Origin of the sequence: Gordonia polyisoprenivorans (assembly GCF_017654315.1) — a bacterium.
Lineage (GTDB): Bacteria > Actinomycetota > Actinomycetes > Mycobacteriales > Mycobacteriaceae > Gordonia > Gordonia polyisoprenivorans_A.
In genome coordinates this window covers 2,017,335-2,035,732 of sequence record NZ_CP072203.1, presented here as the reverse complement: position 1 = coordinate 2,035,732, position 18,398 = coordinate 2,017,335, and the positions used below count along the sequence as shown (strand labels likewise).

Genomic DNA, 18,398 nt, shown 5'->3' with positions numbered 1-18,398 from the left:
TGGTTGTCACCGCGGGTGTCCGTCACCGTTGTCGTGGCGCAGACAACCCTAGGCGATCAAGTACCTGGCCTGCGCGCGAACACCGTCCTGGGCATCGCTGTCGAGTCATCTCTCTACTGACGAACCACCTGCGGCGTTGGTTCCATCGGCGCCGGATGCCCCGGCAATGTCATTCGGATGACTGCTCCGCCGAGGTGTGACTGTTCGGCACGTACCGTGCCGCCCATGCGGACCACCACCTGACGCACGATCGCCAGCCCGAGTCCCGACCCGGGCATCGACCGCGACTGAGTGGCCCGGTAGAAGCGCTCGAACACCAGCGCCCGGTCCTCCTCTGGAATGCCGGGGCCCGCGTCGGCGACGGACAGTTCGGCGGTGGTGGGGTTCAGCTGGGTGAGCGTGACCTCCACCGTGCGTCCGCGCGGCGACCACTTGGCGGCATTGTCGAGCACGTTGAGCACCGCGCGGGCGAGGCCGTGCTGATCGCCGAAGACGAACCACGGCATCAGCGTCGTGGTGAATTCCACATCCGATCGGCGACGACGCACCCGCTCGAGCGCTCCGGAGACCACCTCGCCGAGGTCGATCTCCTCGTGCACCACTTCCGGTGCATCCTCGCGGGCGAGGTCGACGAGATCGCCCACGAGCGTCGACAATTCGCCGATCTGGGCCATCACATCCGAGCGCAGCTCCACCATGTCGGCAGCGGGCACGGGCGGTGCCCCGGGTTCACTCGAGGCGATCAGCAGTTCGAGGTTGGTGCGCAGCGACGTCAACGGCGTGCGCAACTCGTGCCCGGCGTCGGCAACCAATCTCGCCTGCTGGTCCCGGGATTCGGCGAGCGCACGCAACATCGTGTTGAAGCTCTCGGTCAGCCGTGCCAACTCGTCGTTGCCGGTGACCGGGATCGGCGTGAGGTCCTGGGTGCGGGCCACCCGTTCGGTGGCCCGTGTGAGTCTGGCGACGGGTCTCAACCCCGCTCGGGCCACGGTCATGCCGGCCAGCGCGGCCAGGGCCACCCCACCGCAGCCGACCACAAAGAGCACCCAGGCCAACCGTTTGAGCGTGCGATCGGTGTGCAGCAACGACTGCGCCAGGATCAGGGTGCTGCCGTCGTCGAGTTTGCGGGCGAGCACCCGCTGGTTGTTGATCGTGCGCAGGCTCTGCGCGTTGTTGCCCGGCCGTGTCGGCGACATCGCCACCGACCGCTCGGCATCACCGAACGGCACCTCGCCGACGGTCAGCGCGACACCGTCCGGGCGGACGAGACCGATGGAGATGCTGGTGGAGAACACGGTTCCGGTCAGCAGCGCCGCCGGACGCTGGTTGATCGTGCCGTTCTTGGCCAGCAACGTCATCCCGTCGGCACGACTCTCCAGCCCGGTGTCGATCTCGTTGTACATGGCGCGGTAGACGACGAAGTAGGCGGCCGCAGCCATCAGACTCACCGCGAGCAGCACCACCGTCGCCGAGAGCAGTGTCACGCGCACTCGCAGGGAGACCGAGCGCGTCAACGGCATCGGCGCACGCATCTCGCGCTCGCCGTGTTTGCGCAGGCGGAACCACCGACGCGCGGCGCCCCGACGAATCCGCAGGGGCATCGAGCTGCCGGGGTTCATCGCCGACGCGTGCGGAGTCGTCACGTGCGGAGTCGACGCATCCAGGGGTGACGTCGGTGTGTCCGACGTGGTGTGTCCCTCGGTGAAGGGCGACGGCGATGCGGAATCCGTCTCGGCGCCCACCGGGGAATGTCCGGGGTTGGCCACTACGGCGGCGTCTCCCGCAGCACGTATCCGACGCCGCGCACGGTGTGGATCAGGCGGGTCTCCCCGTCGGCCTCGGTCTTGCGGCGCAGGTAGCCGACGTAGACCTCGAGGGCATTACCGGAGGTCGGGAAGTCGTAGCCCCACACCTCTTCGAGGATCCGGCTGCGCGAGAGCACCCGCCGCGGATTGGCCATCAGCATTTCCAGCAGCGCGAACTCGGTGCGCGTCAGACTGATCTGGCGTTCGCCGCGGTAGACGTCGCGGGTCACCGGGTCGAGTGAGAGATCCGCGAACGTCAGGGTCTCCGAGTCGGCGCCGTCCTCGGGGGCCGCGCGACGCAGCAGGGCACGCAGACGCGCGAGGAGTTCCTCCATCGCGAACGGCTTGGGCAGGTAGTCATCGGCTCCGGCGTCGAGCCCGGCCACCCGCTCGGACACCGAGTCGCGTGCGGTGAGCACCAGAATCGGCAGGTCATCGCCGGTGGAACGCAGTCGCCGGCACACCTCCAGACCGTCGAGGCGCGGCATCATCACATCCAGAATCGCGACGTCGGGTCGCTCGGCAACCACCTTCTCCAGCGCTTCGATGCCGTCACCTGCGGTATCGACGGTGTAGCCGTTGAAGGTGAGCGATCGGCGCAACGACTCACGCACGGCCCGATCGTCGTCGACCACGAGTATTCGCATGGGTACTAGTTTTATCCACAACTACTGAGAGGTGTCTGAGCAACGCGCAGGTCGTGCGAACTTTCGGCCGAGCGTAGGACCCGATGGGGCGGGGCTGCGCTTGCACCGGCCGGTCGAGGTGGTGCACTCGGCGGCGACGATCCACCGCACATCTGCCGAGCACGCGTGTGAGGCCAAGTTGATTGCGGCGTAACCGGGGCACCAGGGTCGTGAAACACGCGGTACCGACGCTGGAACGGTGAGCCCGCCGAGTACCTCGCCGTCGACCACCGCAACGCTGTGCGCCTATTGCGGGGTCGGCTGCGGGCTCGATCTGACGGTGTCCGGCGAATCGGACGAGCCGATGCGGGTGCTCAAGAGCACGGGGCGCAAGGATCACCCGACGAATTTCGGACGGCTGTGCACCAAGGGCTCCACCACCGCCGACATGCTGAACTCCAGCGGCCGCCTGACCGCCCCGCTGGTGCGTTCTTCCCGCGACGCCGAGCCGCACCCCGCCGACCTCGACGACGTCCTCCTCGACACCGCCGGCCGGCTGCGCGCCATCATCGACGAGCACGGTCCCGACGCGGTGGCCCTGTACGTGTCCGGTCAGATGTCGATGGAGGCGCAGTACCTCAGCAACAAGCTCGCCAAGGGCTTCATCGGCACCAACCAGATCGAGTCCAACTCACGGCTCTGCATGGCCAGCGCCGGCACCGGCTACAAGCAGTCACTCGGCTCCGACGGCCCACCGGGCTCCTATCAGGATTTCGACAACGCCGACGTCTTCTTCGTCATCGGCGCCAACATGGCCGACTGCCACCCGATCCTGTTCCTGCGGATGATGGACCGCGTCAAGGCCGGCGCCACACTCATCGTCGCCGACCCGCGACGCACCGCCACCGCCGACAAAGCCGACCTGTACCTACCCGTCCGCTCCGGCACCGACCTCGCACTGCTCAACGGAATCCTGCATCTGCTGATCGTCGGCGGCCATCTCGACGAGGAGTTCATCGCCGAGTTCACCGATGGTTTCGAGCAGATGCCGTCCTTCGCCGAGCAGTACCCGCCGGAGCGGGTGGCCGAGACCTGCGGGATCGACGAGAAGGACCTGCGGGCCGCGGCGGCGTTGATCGGCACCGCCGGCAACTGGATGAGTTGCTGGACGATGGGCCTCAACCAGTCGACGCACGGAACGTGGAACACCAACGCGCTCATCAATCTTCACCTCGCCACCGGCGCGATCTGCCGTCTCGGCAGTGGGCCGTTCTCGCTGACGGGTCAACCCAACGCCATGGGTGGCCGCGAGATGGGTTACATGGGACCAGGATTGCCCGGCCAGCGGGCCGTCACCTCCGACGAGGACCGGGCCTTCGTCGAAGAACTATGGGACCTGCCCGCGGGGACGCTTCGCACCGACGTCGGCGGCGGTACCATCGACATGTTCTCCCGGATGGCCGACGGACAGATCAAGGCGTGCTGGATCATCTGTACCAATCCCGTTGCCTCGGTGGCTAATCGGAGCACCGTCATCGACGGGCTCCGCCGCGCCGAGCTCGTCGTCACCCAGGACGCGTTCACCGCCACCGAGACCAACGCCTACGCCGACGTCGTCCTGCCCGCCGCGCTGTGGAGTGAATCTACCGGCACCATGGTCAATTCCGAACGCAACGTCACCTTGTTCTCCCCGGCCATGCCGGCACCCGGTCAGGCGTTGCCGGACTGGCAGATCATCGCCCGGATCGCTTGCGCCATGGGCTATTCCCACGCCTTCACCTATGGCAGCGCCGAGGAGGTCTTCGACGAGATCCGCCGCTTTCACAACCCGCGCACCGGCTACGACCTGCGCGGTGTCACCTACGAGCGGCTGCGCCACTCCCCCATCCAGTGGCCGTGCCCGCCGGAGGACACCGACGGCGACGGACGGCACCCCATCCGCTACCTCAACGACGGTCGCAGCCAGACGCTGTGCAAGCTCGACGACGGCACCCGACCGCGGCTGGCCTTTGCCACACCGACGCGTCGCGCGCAGTTCTTCGCGCGGCCACACGTCGATCCGGCGGAGATGCCCGACGACGACTATCCGATCCTGCTCAACACCGGACGCCTTCCACACCAGTGGCACACGCTGACCAAGACCGGCCGGGTCGCCAAGCTGAACAAGCTCGCTCCCGGACCGTTCGTCGAGATCCACCCCGATGATGCTGCGCGTCTGGCCATTTCCGAGACCGACCGCGTCGAGGTGGCGTCCCGACGCGGGCGTGCGGTACTACCGGCCCAGGTGTCCGATCGCGTCCGGCCGGGCAGTGTCTTCGTCCCCTTCCATTGGAACGACCTCTGGGGTGAGAGCCTCGCGATCAACGCGGTCACCTCCGATGCCATCGACCCCGCCTCCCAGCAACCGGAGTTCAAGGTGTGTGCCGTCGCCATGACCAGAGTCGGTGCCGCCGAACCGCCGACAGCGCCTTCGCTTCCGGCGACAGCGCCCGCCACCGCGCCGACAGCGCCTTTGCTTCCGGCGACGGTGCTCACGGATGCGCTCGCGACGGCCCTCGGCGTCTCCGACATCGCCGCACCGTCTTTCACCGAGTCCGAACGGAACTACCTCGCCGGTCTGGTGGCCGGACTCCGTGCCGCACCGCCCCGCGACGCGGTGCCGACCCTGCCCGCGGACGCGCCCTTGGCAGCAGCCACCACCGCCTTCGTGAACGGAGTGCTGGCCGGGATGTTCTCGCGCTCGGACGCCGCCGACTCATTCACCGCCGCGACAGCCGCTGGGGCGCAGGCACCGTCACGGGCACCGATCGCCGTCCTCTGGGCGTCGCAGATGGGCACTGCCGAAGACTTCGCCGAGACCGTGGCCGCGCGTCTACGCGAGGGCGGACATCCGGTGACGGCCACGGCGATGGACGGGTGCGATCCGAGTACCTTGTCCGGCATCGCACTGTTCGTCACGGCAACCACCGGCGACGGTGAACCACCGGACAACGGCACCGGCTTCTGGGAGCGCTTGAACGCCGACGACTCTCCCGCACTCGCCGAGTTGACCTATTCGGTGCTGGCTTTCGGGGATTCCAGCTACGACGACTTCTGTGGCCACGGACGCAAACTCGACGAACGGCTCGCCGAGCTCGGGGCGACCCGCCTGACCGACCGGGTGGATTGTGAGCCCGATTTCGAGGAGTCCGCCGGGGTGTGGCTCGAGCGTGTTCTCACCCGTCTCACTCCCGAGGCGCCGACGCCCACCGACGTCACCGCCGCACGCGTCGAGGTTCGCGAACCCGCCGCGCAGGTCAGTTCGCCCGGATATTCACGCAAGAAGCCGTTGCGTACCCGCCTGATCCACAACAGACGATTGAATACCTCCGGCTCGGCGAAGGATGTGCGCAACTTCGCGTTTCACCTTCCGCCGGGCACCCTGGATTATCGGGCCGGCGATGCGCTCGGCGTCTACCCACGCAACAGCGAGAGCCTGGTCGACGAGTGGCTACATCACACCCGCCTCGACCCGCAGGCCAGAGTCGAGATCCCCGACGGCCCGTCGGGACCGGGTGGGACCACCACCCTCGACACGGCCCTTCGTGACCACCTCGAGATCGCCCGCCTCACACCCGATCTCGTCCGGTTCATGGCCGAACGCAGCGGCGATCAGGCATTGTCCACACTCGCGGCACCCGGCAACAAGGACGAGTTCGGCGCATGGTCGTGGGGACGACAATCGGTCGACGTGCTGGCGACAACCCGTGTCGACGCCGACCCGCAGGAATGGGTCGACCGCATCAAACCCCTTGCACCACGCTCGTACTCGATCTCGTCGTCACCACTGACCACGCCGGGCGAGGTGCACCTGACGGTGTCGGCGGTGCGCTACAACGTGCACGGCACCCCGCGCCACGGCGTGTGTTCGACCTTCCTCGCCGACCACGCCGAGAGCACCGAGGTGGGTGTCTTCGTGACGCCCACCAACCACTTTCGCCCGCCGGGCGATCCCGACACGCCGATGATCATGATCGGGCCCGGCACCGGTATCGCACCGTTTCGCGCATTCTTGCACGAGCGGCGTGCTCTCGGGCACGGCGGGCGCAACTGGTTGTTCTTCGGAGAACAACACAGCGCCACCGACTTCTACTATCGCGACGAGCTCACCGACATGCTCTCCGACGGCCTGCTGACCCGCCTCGACGTTGCCTTTTCCCGCGATCAGGACCGCAAGATCTACGTGCAGGACCGCATCGCCGAACACGGCGCCGAGCTCTACCGATGGCTGCACGACGGTGCCCACATCTATGTGTGCGGTGACGCGAGCCGAATGGCGCGCGACGTCGACGCAACGCTCAAAGGTGTTGTCGCCCAGTACGGAAAGCTGTCGGAGAAGAGCGCCGAGCAGTACGTCAAGGCGCTCGCCGCCGACAAGCGGTATGTGCGCGATGTGTACTGACCGGGCGGCGACCACGGACCGGAATCCTGCGGATCATGCACTGAGGTGAATTCACATCACTGTAATCGCCGCATAACTATAGAGAATTGGCTTGTTGCCAGACTCGCCGGATGACCACAGACATCACCGTGCCGTCAGAGGGGCCCGCCCGCAAACCCCGGGGCGCCTGGTACACCTCGCTGTTCACCTGGCTGATCGTGGCGATCATCGCCGGTATCGTCCTCGGAGCACTGTGGCCCGATGCCGGGTCGGCACTCAAACCCCTGGCCGATGGATTCATCAAGCTCATCAAGATGCTCATCGCGCCCATCATCTTCTGCACCGTCGTGCTCGGGATCGCTCACGTCGGTGACCTCAAGTCGGTGGGCCGCATCGGCGTCAAGGCCCTCATCTACTTCGAGGTGGTCACCACCTTCGCGTTGATCTTCGGCCTGGCGGTCGGCAACATCGTCAAGCCCGGCAGCGGATTCAGCATCGACCCGCAAACCCTGGCCACCGGCGCCGACGCGGTCGCCAAGTCGACCGGCAACGGCGAACTACCGCACACGGTCGAGTTCCTCATGAATATCATTCCCACGTCGGTGATCTCGGCGTTCGCGGAGAACGAGCTCCTGCAGGTGCTGTTCTTCGCCGTGTTGTTCGGACTGGCCCTGGCGAAACTGGGTTCCAAGGTCCCCGTTGTCGTCTCGTTCGTGGACCAGTCCAGCCACGTCTTCTTCCTGATGATCGGCTGGATCATGAAACTCGCGCCCGTCGGAGCCTTCGGCGCGATGGCCTACATCGTCGGCCAGTACGGCCTGTCGTCACTGGCGAGCTACGGAAAGCTCATCGCGTGCTGCTACCTCGCCGCGGTGCTGTTCATCCTCGTGCTGGCCGCGGTCGTCCGTGTCTTCGCGGGGGTGAATCTCTGGAAGTTCCTGCGCTACATCAAGGATGAACTGTTCATCGCACTCGGGACCGCGTCGACCGAAGTCGTGCTGCCGCACATCATGACCAAACTGACCTACGCCGGATGCTCCCGGACCACCACCGGACTCGTGGTTCCCACCGGATACTCGTTCAACCTCGACGGCGCCACCCTCTACCTGTCGATCTGCGTACTGTTTCTCGCGCAAGCACTCGGCGTGAATCTGAGTCTCGGCGAGCAACTGACGGCTGTCCTCGTCCTCATGCTGACCTCCAAGGGCATGGCCGGGGTGCCGGGGTCGTCGTTTCTCGCTCTGTCCGCGACGGTGACCGCCATCGGCCACGGCAGCATTCCCGTTGCGGCGGTGGCCCTTCTGCTCGGTGCCGACCGCATCATGGACTCGATGCGCGTGTCGGTGAATCTGCTCGGCAACTGCGTGGCCACCTTCATCGTCGCCAATTGGGAAGGCCAGCTGGACAAAGAACGGATGCGACTCGTCCTCGACGGCCGTCCGGTGCCCGCACTTGAGGACATCGACGCCATGTCCGGACAGGTGGAGTTGCTTGCCGAGGAGGAGGCCATGCCCGAGGTGGCTGCGCAGGACGTCGCGAAAGGCTGACCCGGGCCGGCGAGTTGCCGTTACGCCCACACCATGATGCGTCCGTCGCGATCCTCGATGCGGTAGACCTCGATCGTCCCGATACCCGCTGTGGTGCAACCACCATCGGCGAAACCGAACGCGTACTGGTGGAGCGGGCAGACGATGGTGCCGAGGTCGAACTGTCCGTCGGCGAGCGGGCCGCCCTTGTGCGGGCAGACCGCGGAGGTGGCGCGCAGCGTGCCGTCGGTCATCCGGAACACCGCTATCTGCTTGTCGCCGAGCACGTATGCGCGACCCTCACCGAGTGCGAGGTCGGCCATTTCGCCGATCTCCACGGGTTTTGCGGTGATGGGCTCGGAACTGACGGACTCGGAGCTGACGGACCCCGGCGCCCGGCGCACCGCGGTCACCGGACCGGTACCTGCGGCAGCGGCAGCAGTGGTAGGGCGGAGGAGAATTGGGCGGGCGACTTCGGCTCGTCACGGTCGAGCCACGGGTCGACGTAGCCGGCGACCGCCTCGTCGATACGCTCCTGCAAACCCGCGACGAGATCGTCCCGATCGTCGACGAGGACGGCGCGCAGTTCGTCGATCCCGATCCGCGGCACCCACGCATAGGTGCGTTCGAGCCACTTGGCGTTCTCCCGGTAGCACTGGATGAAGATGCCGCACAGTCGGATCACCTCCTCCGGCGAGTCGGCGGTGGCCAGCAGATCACCCTTGCGAATGTGCGCGCCCGCCGCGCCGCCGACGTAGATCTCCCAAAGCCCGTTGCCGATGGCCACCACACCGAAGTCCTTGCACAGTGCCTCCGCACAGTTGCGGGGGCATCCGGTGACCGCCAGTTTGAGCTTGGCCGGCGATTCCAGCCCCTGATAACGCGACTCGATGGCGATCCCCAGCGCCGTCGAGTCACCGAGCCCGAAGCGGCAGTAGTCGGTGCCCACACAGGTTTTCACCGTCCGGAAGCTCTTGCCATAGGCATAGCCCGACGGCATGCCGAGATCGGCCCACACCTTGGGGAGGTCTTCCTTGGTGACGCCGAGCAGATCCAGCCGTTGACCGCCGGTCGCCTTGATCATCGGGATGTCGTATTTCTCTGCGACATCGGCGATTCGGCGCAGCTGTTGCGGCGAGGTGACCCCGCCCTTCATCTGCGGCACCACCGAGAACGTGCCGTCGCGTTGGATGTTCGCGTGCACCCTGTCGTTGACGAACAGCGCGCCCGGTTCACGCTGCCACTCGGCTCCCCACACCACCCGCAGCAACGACGCCAACGGCATTTTCGCCGTCGCGTCCTCCCCGTCGGGTGCGAGCGCGGCGAACACCGCGCTGACCGACCGCAGATCCTGGCGCCGGATCGCTTCGATCAGTTCGGGTTTCGCCAACGGGATGCACGGGACGTACCAGTAGGCGGAGGCATCAGAGGTCAGTGCGTCACCGGCCGCGACCTCGACGATGTCGGCGACGAGCCTCTTGCACGAGCCACAGCCCTTACCCGCGCGGGTGGCCGCACACACCTCGGCGACGCTGGTGGCGCCACCGCGGACGCACGCCACCAGGTCGCCCTTGGTGACGCCGTTGCAGTTGCACACCTGCGCGTCGTCGGACAGCTCCGCGGCACCGGTTGCCGCACTGGGTGTTCCCATGTCGAACAACATCGAGATGCGTTCGGCGGGTAGCGGTACCTTCTCGTCGAAGGCCTGGGTGAGGAACCCGACCTTGGAGACGTCGCCGAGGAGCATCGCGCCGATGAGTTTGTTGTCGCGCACCACCACCGACTTGTAGATGCCGTTGCGCGGTTCGTAGAACTGGACGAACTCGTCGTCCTCGCGTTCCGGGCCCTTGACACCCATCGCCGCGACGTCCACGCCCGCCACCTTCAGCTTGGTGGTCAGACGCGAGCCGTGATACTCCGCATGCGGATCGGCGCCGGTGAGTACATCGGCGAGCACCGCCGCCTGTTCCCACAGCGGCGCGACCAGCCCGTACACCTCGCTGCGGTGCTGTGCGCACTCACCGACGGCGTAGATGAATGCCTCATCTTCACACCGCATCTGGTCGTCGACGACGATGCCGCGTTCGACGACCAGCCCGGCGCCGCGTGCCAGTTCGACGTTGGCGCGGATGCCCGCGGTCACCACGATCATGTCGGCGGGCAGGGTGTCGCTGTCGGTGAACTGCACGCCCGCAACGGTTCCGGTGTCGGTGCGCAAGACGGCGGTCGTGCGTTTGCCGGTGTGCACGCACACCCCGAGCGCTTCGATGGTGTTGCGTAGCACTTTTCCGCCACGCTCGTCGAGTTGCTGGTTCATCAGATGTCCGGGTGAGTGCACCACGTCCACCGTGACGCCCTGGGTGGTCAGGCCGTAGGCGGCCTCGAGGCCGAGGAGCCCACCACCGATGACCACCGCGCGCAGGTGCTCACGCGAGGTGGCCATCTGCAACATGCCGTTGGTGTCGGCGATCGTGCGGAACCCGAAAACCCCTCGCGCCAAACGGCCGTCGGGTTCGCGGAGTCCGTCCATGTTCGGGAAGAAGGTGTGCGATCCGGTCGCGATGATCAACACGTCGAACCCGATGACCGTGCCGCTCTCGCAGGTGACGGTCTTGGCGAAGCGATCCACCGCGACCGCACGGTCGCCGGCGTGCAGGGTGACACCGTTGTCGGAGTACCACGACATCGGATTCAGCATGAGATCGTCGTCGTCGACGGTGTTCTCCCCGGCGAGGACGTGCGACAGCATGATCCGGTTGTAGTTGCCATACGGCTCGTCGCCGATCATGGTGAGCGAGAACTGCTCACCGCCACCGCGCGCCAGGATCTCCTCGACCGTCCGGGCACCGGCCATGCCGTTGCCGACGACGACGAGGCGACGCGTCGCGACAGTGCCTTCATCCCCCGGCGCCTGGTCCCCCATCAGATGAGCACCATGCCGAAGTCGATGACGACCTCGCCCATGCATCCCTCGGGGGCGGCGAGCAGCAGTTCGAGGGTCGAATCCGGGTCGACGTCCTGCACCACCCGCAGCGGCACGTTGACCGCACCCCGTGCGCCCATCGGGAAGATCCGCATCGGCGAGCCGTCGCGCATGAGGGTCACCGAGATCAGTTCGCCCGCGCTGTTGCCGCCGCGAAAGTACAACGGCTGCGCGGTCAGTCCAGAGGGCACCACATACGACAGCGCCGGATCGATCGGCGCGGGCTTTGCGAGCCCGGAGCCGGTGAACGCGAAGACGCCCTGGAGGAAGTGCGGGGTACTGGCCATGGGGCCACTATCCCGACGCCGCGTGAAATACGACTTGCTGCCGTGTTACAGGGGCGTTGTCAGGCGCTCACGTTTCGACCTGCCGTCCGGGAGGTCGCGGGCTAGGACAGGGCCCGGTCGCGGGCCAGCAGGAAGAACGGGATCGCGGTGGCGATGCCGACGCCGAAGGTCAGTACCACCGAGGCGATCCACCACCGCAGGATGCTCAGCCGTCGCGCCTCGGCGAACGCCCAGAGGTGAAAGCCCAGCACGACGTAGCCGAGATCGACCATCGCGAACCGGCCCGGGGTGGTCTTGAGGATGTCCCCGACGAAGAAGTCCTTCGCTGACGACGCCCCGTTGCGCGCCACATACGGCAGCGCAATCGCATTCTGAGTGAAGAACGACGCGATGAACACCGCGAGCAGGGAACGGCGATACCAGACCGGCCGCGCGGATTCGATTGCCGCGGTCATCGTTTGCGCCATCCCGCGGCGCCGACCATGTCGGGGATGCGGGTGAACTTCACGCGCGGGCGGCCCTGCTCCTCGCCGCGACGCCGTTCGATGCGGTCGATGGCACGCATCCCCCGGTAGCCGATGACATGGCGGGTTCGCTTGCGCAACAACGCTCCGAACTCCTCGGCCGCACGCCCGGATCGGGGCAGGATACCCGCGACGGCGTCGTCGATGAAGTCCTCCACGGTGCGTTGCGCGCACATCTTGTTGGCGCCGATGCCGCCACTCGGGCCGCGCTTGGCCCACCCGAGGACGTAGACGCCCGGGATGACCTGCCCGTGCTCGTCGAGCATCCGGCCCTCGTTGTTGGGGAACACGCCACGCGCGTCGTCGAAGGGCAGTCCCGCGATCGGCACCGACCGATACCCGATGGAGCGCACCGCGAGGTCGGCGGCGATGCGATGGGTGTGCGATCCGGTGCGGACGTCGACGGCCTCGACCTGCGTCTGCCCGAGGATGCGTTCCGGGGCGGAGTGGAAGAGGAACACGATACGACGGTGCTGCGCATCGGCGGGACCGGTGAAGTCCGGCAATTCGGCGTCGGGATCGTCGTGGACGACCACCTCCACGCCCGGAATCGTGGACAGCGCACGGTATTCCGCCGACGTGTATGCAGCCGACGCCTGATCTCGACGGCCGAGCACGACGACCTCGTGGACGTTCTGCTCCTCGAGGATCCGCAGCGCGCGGTCGGCGATGTCGGTGGTGGCCAACAACTCCGGCGGTGAGATGAGGATGCGGGCGACGTCGAGAGCGACGTTACCGGTGCCGACGATGACGGCCCGGCCGGTCGCGGCGTCGTCGCGGCGGATCGGGGGTGCGGCGTCGGCGCCGGGCACCGCGTTGTACCAGGCAACGAGTTCGGTCGCCGACGTCGAGCCGGCCAGCTCCTCGCCCGGAATCCCCAGGCGCCGTGACTCACTCGCGCCCACGGCGTAGAACACGGCGTCGAAGTGGTCGGCGATTTCTGCAGGGGTGATCTGCCCCGGCGCTTCCCCCACCTCGACGTTGGTGGCCATGGTGACGCGGGGATCGCGGTAGAGCAGATCGAAGCCGCGCAACACGCCCTTGGTACCCGGGTGGTCGGGGGCCACCCCGGCACGCACAAGACCGCCCGGGGTGGGCAGCTTGTCGATGACTGTCACGTGCGCCTCGGTCCGGTCGAGCAGGGTCCGCAGGGCGTACCCACCGGACGGGCCGGTGCCGACGAGAGCAACCCGCAGTCCCGCAGGGAGTTTCGGTATCTCCGGGTACACCACGTCGGCGATGTTTCGACCCGCTCGCTCCGCTCCCGGCGTCGGCCACCCCGAGGTTACGTCCGGGTTGTTCTTGTAGTAGTCGGCGTTGATCTCGACGAAGACTTTGTCGCGGGTGCCGAGCTTGTCGGCGGGGAAGATCGCGTCCACGGGGCAGGCATCGGCGCAGGCACCGCAGTCGATGCAGGCCTGTGGGTCGATGTGCAGGATGTCGGAGGTTCCGAAGCCCCGCTCCTCAGGAGTCGGGTGGATGCAGTTGACCGGACAGACCGACACACATGCTGCATCGCTGCAACAGGATTGGGTGATGACAAACATCAGAGCATGTGCACTTTCCGGTAGTAGTGCATAGCCGGGCGGGTCAGCAGGCCCACCTCGTCGAGGAACTCCATCAGATGCGCGCAGCTGCTGCGGATCATCGACTGGAAGTGCGAGTTGTGGTTCATCTCCTCGACGGCCCGGTCGGCGTCGAGTCCGGCATCTTCGAATGCCTTGCGCTGCACCAGGCTCGACACGATCATGTAGGCGGCCACCGACACGTACAGCGCACTGAACTGGCGGCGGGCCCAGCTGATGCCCTTCATCGACTCACGCACCTCTTCGCGGGCGAACTTCATGTGCCGCGATTCCTCGAGGACGTGGATCTCGTTGACGGTGCGGATGAACGGGAGGACCCGCTCGTCACGCATGCAGCCGCGCTGGAAGACGTCGAGGACCTCTTCGGCGACGAGGATGCCGGCGTAGGCGACCTCGTTCTTGGCGGTGCCCTTGAAGAATCGGCCGAGCCGACCGACCCACTTGGTGGGCTTGTAGGAGGTGCCGACCATCTTCTCGCTGGCCTTGGCGAACATGATCGAGTGCCGGCATTCGTCGGCGATCTCGGTGAGCGCGAACTGGAACTCGGGGCTGTGGTAGGCGCCGAGGTACTGATCGCGGACGACCATTTCCTGCAGGATCATCTCGAACCAGATGCCGATGTTCATGATCGACGCGAACTCGTGGCGGGTGACCGAGATGCGCTGCTCCTCGGTCAGTTCGTCCCAGTAGGCCGTGCCGTAGAGCGACGACCATTCCGGGCTGCAGCCGTACTTCGTCGGGTCCATGGGTAGAGACCAGTCGATCTCGGTCATCGCATTGCGCGACAGCCGGGCCGCCGACGCGAGCAGTCGCGTCGACACCTCGTCGGTTCCCTGGTCGTGCATGCTGACGACGACTCCGTCGTCATCAGCGGGGGTGTGAGGAGCTGTGCGGTCCATTGCGGCGGTCATGTCGCGGTGCCTCCGTCTCGGTCGGGTCCTTCTATGACAACGGCTGATGTCATATCAACGCTTGTTGTCAAGATAGCAGTCCCGTGTGACCTGGTAAACAGCTTCGCTACTATACTCACCAGTAAGTTCTGAGTGGTACGACGTTTACGCAGGTCACACCAAGGAGTGCACATGTCTTCCATCTTCATCACCGGCGGTGCGTCGGGCATCGGACTGGCGACGGCCGAGCGATTCGAGCGCGAGGGGTGGACCGTCGGCGTCTACGACGTGAACCGGGAAGCACTCGACAAGGTGGCCGCCAATCACCCCGACTTCATCACCGGGGTCCTTGACGTCCGTGAACCGCAGCAGTGGGCCGACGCGCTCGCCGCATTCACCGACCACACCGGCGGCACCCTCGACGTCCTCGACAACAATGCGGGCATCCTCGTCGCGGGACGCCTCGACGAGATCACCCCCGAGGCGATCCGCGCGCAGATCGACATCGACGCGCTGGGTGTGACCCTCGGCGCGCAGGCCGCCTACCCGTACCTGAAGAAGACGCCGGGCGCGCACCTGGTCAACATCGCCTCGGCGTCGGCGATCTACGGCCAGCCCGGCATCGCCACCTATTCGGCCACCAAGTTCTACGTCGCCGGTCTCACCGAGGCCCTCGAACTCGAGTGGGAGCACGAGGACATCCGCGTCGTCGGCATCTGGCCGCTCTGGGCCAAGACCGCGCTCGCCGACAACGACGCCAAATCGACCAAGACCCTCGGTGTGCGCATCACGCCCGAGGAGGTTGCCGAGAAGGTCTACGAATCGGTGAACCCGAACCGCATCGATCGCCTGCTGCACCGCACCAGCTACTCCGTCGGCACCCAGACACTGTTCCTCAACAACGCCGCCAAGTTCATCCCGAACTTCCTGAACCGCACCGTCAACAAGCTGATCGCGCAGTAGGCCCCACTGGTGGAGGACCGCTCCTCCCGACTGCAAAGGCGCCCCTTCCCCGATGGTCGAGGAACCTTTTCCCCGGATGGTCGAGGAGCCCGTTTCCCCGATGGTCGAGGAGCCCCGCGCGAGCGCAGCGAGCCGGAGCGTCTCGAAACCACCGCACACATCCGCTGGAACCCGAAACCAGCCCTGACACAAGAGGACGTTCCTATAACGTGTCAAGGGGTCTGGGAGACGTTTTTTGTGGTGTGGTCGAGGTCTTTGAGATCGGCTTTGAGGGCGTAGAACAGTTCGCGGGCGACGAGGCGTTTCATGGCGCGGATGATGTCTTTATCGGCCATTCCCTCGGCTCGTCGTTTTTCGCGGTAGGCGAGTGCTTTCTCGTGTTTACGTAACCGGCCGATGACCACGAGGTGGACCGCGGAGTTGGCGTGGCGGTCCCCACCGCGGTGCAGCCGCATCCGGCTGGTCTTCCCCGAGGACGCGGGGATCGGCGCGATCCCGGCCAGCCGCGCGAACTGCGCATCACTACCGATACGGTCCGGGCATTGCCCGACGGTCACCAACAACTGCGCGGCGATCATCGGACCGACCTGCGGGCGGGCCCGCAACCGCGGCGCGGCCCGGCGGGTCAGCGTGTTGAGTTGGGTGTCGTAGGCCTTGATCTCGGTATCGAGGTCACGGACCCGTCCGGCGATTCCCCGTAACGCGAGTTTCGCACCCTGTACCGGGTCACCCAACTCGCCACGATTGGGTCGCCACGACCAGATGACCGCCACCATTTTCCGGGTCGTCAACCCCGCCAGCTTCTCCCGTAACACCGGTGCGGTGATCACCAGATCCCGGATCTGATTCAACGCGACACTACGCGCTTTGACCGCCGAAGCCCTTGCCGTGGACAGCATTCGGATCGACTCAACGATCCCGGAGTGATCCTTCGGAGTGATATCGGCGCGCCCGGTCCGCGCCGCCTGCGCCGCGGTGTAGGCATCAACCGGATCGGACTTGCCGACCGTGGCCCGCACCGTCGGATCCGGGCGGTTGAGTTCTTTGACGGTGTAACCATGCTCGCGCAGCACCGTGGTCAACCCCAACCCGTAACTACCGGTCTGTTCCACCGCGACCCGATGCACCCACCACTGGGCCAACCACTCCAGCATCGCCTCGTTCCCGGCCCGATCAGTACCGAACTGCGCGTCACTGATCTGCCGGCCATCATCGTCAACGATCCCGGCGTGGTGGGTGTCTTTGTGGGTATCGACCCCGGCATACACCGGTTGCGTCGACACCCCCTCTACAGTCATGCTCGACATTGCGGTTCCTGTCTCCTTCACTTCGGTGGAGGATGACTACGCCGGGTGAGGCAGACAGGACGGTGAAGAGTCGGACCAACCGCAGCCGACAGGTTCCTATGAAGTCATAACCTCACCCGGCCCAGTCATCACGAATCCAGGTGTCAATTCCGGGCTTCACCGAATGCCGACAGGTCCACTTGAAGACACCCAATTCGAGGTCAGTCTCGAGGTAAGTCAGAACACCCGGTCAAGCCCTACCCATATTCTCACCGTCTCGAGGCTCGTCGCTGGCGCTCCTCGGCACCTCGACCACCGGAACAGGCGCCCACCTACGAATATAACTTCCACCGCAGCGGACCACCGACCCGCAAAAACGCTGTCTTCAGCCCGATTCGGTGGAAACTATATTCACCCCCGATGGTCGCGAGGGCAGCGAGCCGGAGCGCCCGCCTACGAATCGACGTCGCCCGGCCGCTTCCCGGCCCGACGCCGCGGTAACCGCAGGGTCGGCCACACGGTTGTCCGACGCGGGGCGACGGGCAGGCGCCACCGGAACGCGAGTCCGCACAGGCGCAGGGTCGTCGCCATCGCGGCCCCGACCACCAGCAACACCCCGTGCGCCGAGGGGAACATTGCGTGCCCGGCGACGTACACACCGGCACCGACGAGCGCGGGCACCGCGTAGAGATCGGCCGGCTGCAACAGCAGCGGCACCTCGTTGACCAGGACATCGCGGATCACGCCGCCGCCGATGGCGGTCAGCATCCCGACGAGCACCGAAGCCAACGCGCTCGCGTGCAGCCCGACGGCAACACTCGCACCGGTGGTGGCGAACAGTCCCATACCGAAGGCATCGAGCACCAGGATCGTGCGACGCAACTCGGTGAAGGCCGGATGGAAGAAGAACACGACGACACCGGCGATGGCCGCTGTCGCGACCGGCGGCCAGGTCTGCAGTGACGTGGGAGGGGTGACTCCGAGGAGCAGGTCACGCAGGATGCCGCCACCGACACCGGTGAGGATCGCGACGGTGAGGATGCCCCACAGATCGAAGTCCTTGCGCACACCAAGCACCGCACCCGACGCGGCGAACACGGCGATACCGGCAATGGTGAGAATCTGCAGCAGCACGGGCCCTCCTCGCGGCAACCGCCCCTCACAACGACGACCGCCCCGAGAAACTCCCGGGGCGGTCGGTACGTTGTGGACCGGCTATCCGGTCAAACGTTCGCTCAGCGGCGATCGAGATCGATGATGCCGGCCTGCGCGGCCTTGACGAGGCGACGCGGGATACGCTGCGCGACGCCGTTCACCTTGACCTCTTGCAGTGCGGGGTTGTCCGCCTTCCACTGCGAACGACGGCTGCGGGTGTTCGCCCGCGACATCCGGCGCTTCGGTACAGCCATGATCGTGCCCTTCTCTACGTGGTCTCGCCATTCACCCGCACCGAGTACGGGGGATGATCGCTCCTGGTCAGCGCGTCCGCGGCAGTTAGGCGC

The 18,398-nt window shown here is 66.3% G+C and carries 14 protein-coding genes; 3 read left to right on the top strand and 11 right to left on the bottom strand.

All coding sequences use genetic code 11. The features are described from left to right. Positions 1-113 precede the first annotated feature (113 nt). Positions 114-1,619, bottom strand: a complete 1,506-nt coding sequence (locus J6U32_RS09060) for an ATP-binding protein (protein WP_432276996.1) — start codon at positions 1,617-1,619, stop codon at positions 114-116. 146 nt (positions 1,620-1,765) lie between these two features. Further along, complete coding sequence (locus J6U32_RS09055) at positions 1,766-2,452, bottom strand: response regulator transcription factor (protein ID WP_014359185.1); 687 nt, start codon at positions 2,450-2,452, stop codon at positions 1,766-1,768. A 238-nt stretch (positions 2,453-2,690) separates the two neighbouring features. On the opposite strand from J6U32_RS09055, the gene J6U32_RS09050 reads away from it, so the two are divergent. Both J6U32_RS09050 and dctA read left to right on the top strand, forming a co-directional pair. Next, the gene (locus J6U32_RS09050; protein WP_208794840.1) at positions 2,691-6,872 is read left to right on the top strand and encodes a bifunctional nitrate reductase/sulfite reductase flavoprotein subunit alpha; all 4,182 of its coding nucleotides are present in this window, start codon (positions 2,691-2,693) and stop codon (positions 6,870-6,872) included. A 110-nt stretch (positions 6,873-6,982) separates the two neighbouring features. Further along, a complete protein-coding gene (gene dctA, locus J6U32_RS09045) occupies positions 6,983-8,398 on the top strand; it encodes a C4-dicarboxylate transporter DctA (protein ID WP_208794838.1) in 1,416 nt (471 codons plus the stop codon). Between the two features lie 20 nt (positions 8,399-8,418). On the opposite strand, the gene J6U32_RS09040 is transcribed toward dctA, so the two are convergent. The 6 genes from J6U32_RS09040 to J6U32_RS09015 form a co-directional block, all read right to left on the bottom strand. Further along, on the bottom strand, positions 8,419-8,790 hold the full coding sequence (locus J6U32_RS09040) for a Rieske (2Fe-2S) protein (protein WP_208794836.1): 372 nt from the start codon (positions 8,788-8,790) through the stop codon (positions 8,419-8,421). Then, on the bottom strand, positions 8,787-11,300 hold the full coding sequence (gene nirB / locus J6U32_RS09035; protein ID WP_208794834.1) for a nitrite reductase large subunit NirB: 2,514 nt from the start codon (positions 11,298-11,300) through the stop codon (positions 8,787-8,789). Before nirB ends, J6U32_RS09040 begins: the two co-directional genes overlap by 4 nt. Further along, complete coding sequence (locus tag J6U32_RS09030) at positions 11,300-11,647, bottom strand: molybdopterin oxidoreductase (protein WP_208794832.1); 348 nt, start codon at positions 11,645-11,647, stop codon at positions 11,300-11,302. The genes nirB and J6U32_RS09030 overlap by 1 nt, the downstream gene beginning before the upstream one ends. 101 nt (positions 11,648-11,748) lie before the next feature. Beyond that, positions 11,749-12,102, bottom strand: coding sequence for a DUF2834 domain-containing protein (locus J6U32_RS09025; RefSeq protein WP_208794830.1), 354 nt, complete (start codon positions 12,100-12,102; stop codon positions 11,749-11,751). Then, positions 12,099-13,718 (bottom strand): FAD-dependent oxidoreductase, encoded by a 1,620-nt coding sequence (locus J6U32_RS09020; protein ID WP_208794828.1) that lies wholly within the window; start codon positions 13,716-13,718, stop codon positions 12,099-12,101. Before J6U32_RS09020 ends, J6U32_RS09025 begins: the two co-directional genes overlap by 4 nt. Then, complete coding sequence (locus J6U32_RS09015) at positions 13,718-14,668, bottom strand: AurF N-oxygenase family protein (RefSeq protein WP_208794826.1); 951 nt, start codon at positions 14,666-14,668, stop codon at positions 13,718-13,720. The genes J6U32_RS09020 and J6U32_RS09015 overlap by 1 nt, the downstream gene beginning before the upstream one ends. 171 nt (positions 14,669-14,839) lie before the next feature. On the opposite strand from J6U32_RS09015, the gene J6U32_RS09010 reads away from it, so the two are divergent. Continuing rightward, a complete protein-coding gene (locus tag J6U32_RS09010) occupies positions 14,840-15,610 on the top strand; it encodes an SDR family oxidoreductase (protein WP_208794824.1) in 771 nt (256 codons plus the stop codon). 212 nt (positions 15,611-15,822) lie between these two features. Here the strand turns inward: J6U32_RS09010 and J6U32_RS09005 are convergent, their stop codons facing one another. The 3 genes from J6U32_RS09005 to rpmF all read right to left on the bottom strand — a co-directional run bounded on the left by J6U32_RS09005 (position 15,823) and on the right by rpmF (position 18,305). Beyond that, positions 15,823-16,917, bottom strand: coding sequence for an IS110 family transposase (locus J6U32_RS09005; RefSeq protein WP_208793320.1), 1,095 nt, complete (start codon positions 16,915-16,917; stop codon positions 15,823-15,825). 432 nt (positions 16,918-17,349) lie between these two features. Then, entirely contained in the window at positions 17,350-18,030 is a 681-nt protein-coding gene (locus J6U32_RS09000; protein ID WP_208794823.1) for a trimeric intracellular cation channel family protein, read from the bottom strand. Between the two features lie 101 nt (positions 18,031-18,131). Next, entirely contained in the window at positions 18,132-18,305 is a 174-nt protein-coding gene (gene rpmF / locus J6U32_RS08995; RefSeq protein WP_014359175.1) for a 50S ribosomal protein L32, read from the bottom strand. Positions 18,306-18,398 lie beyond the last annotated feature (93 nt).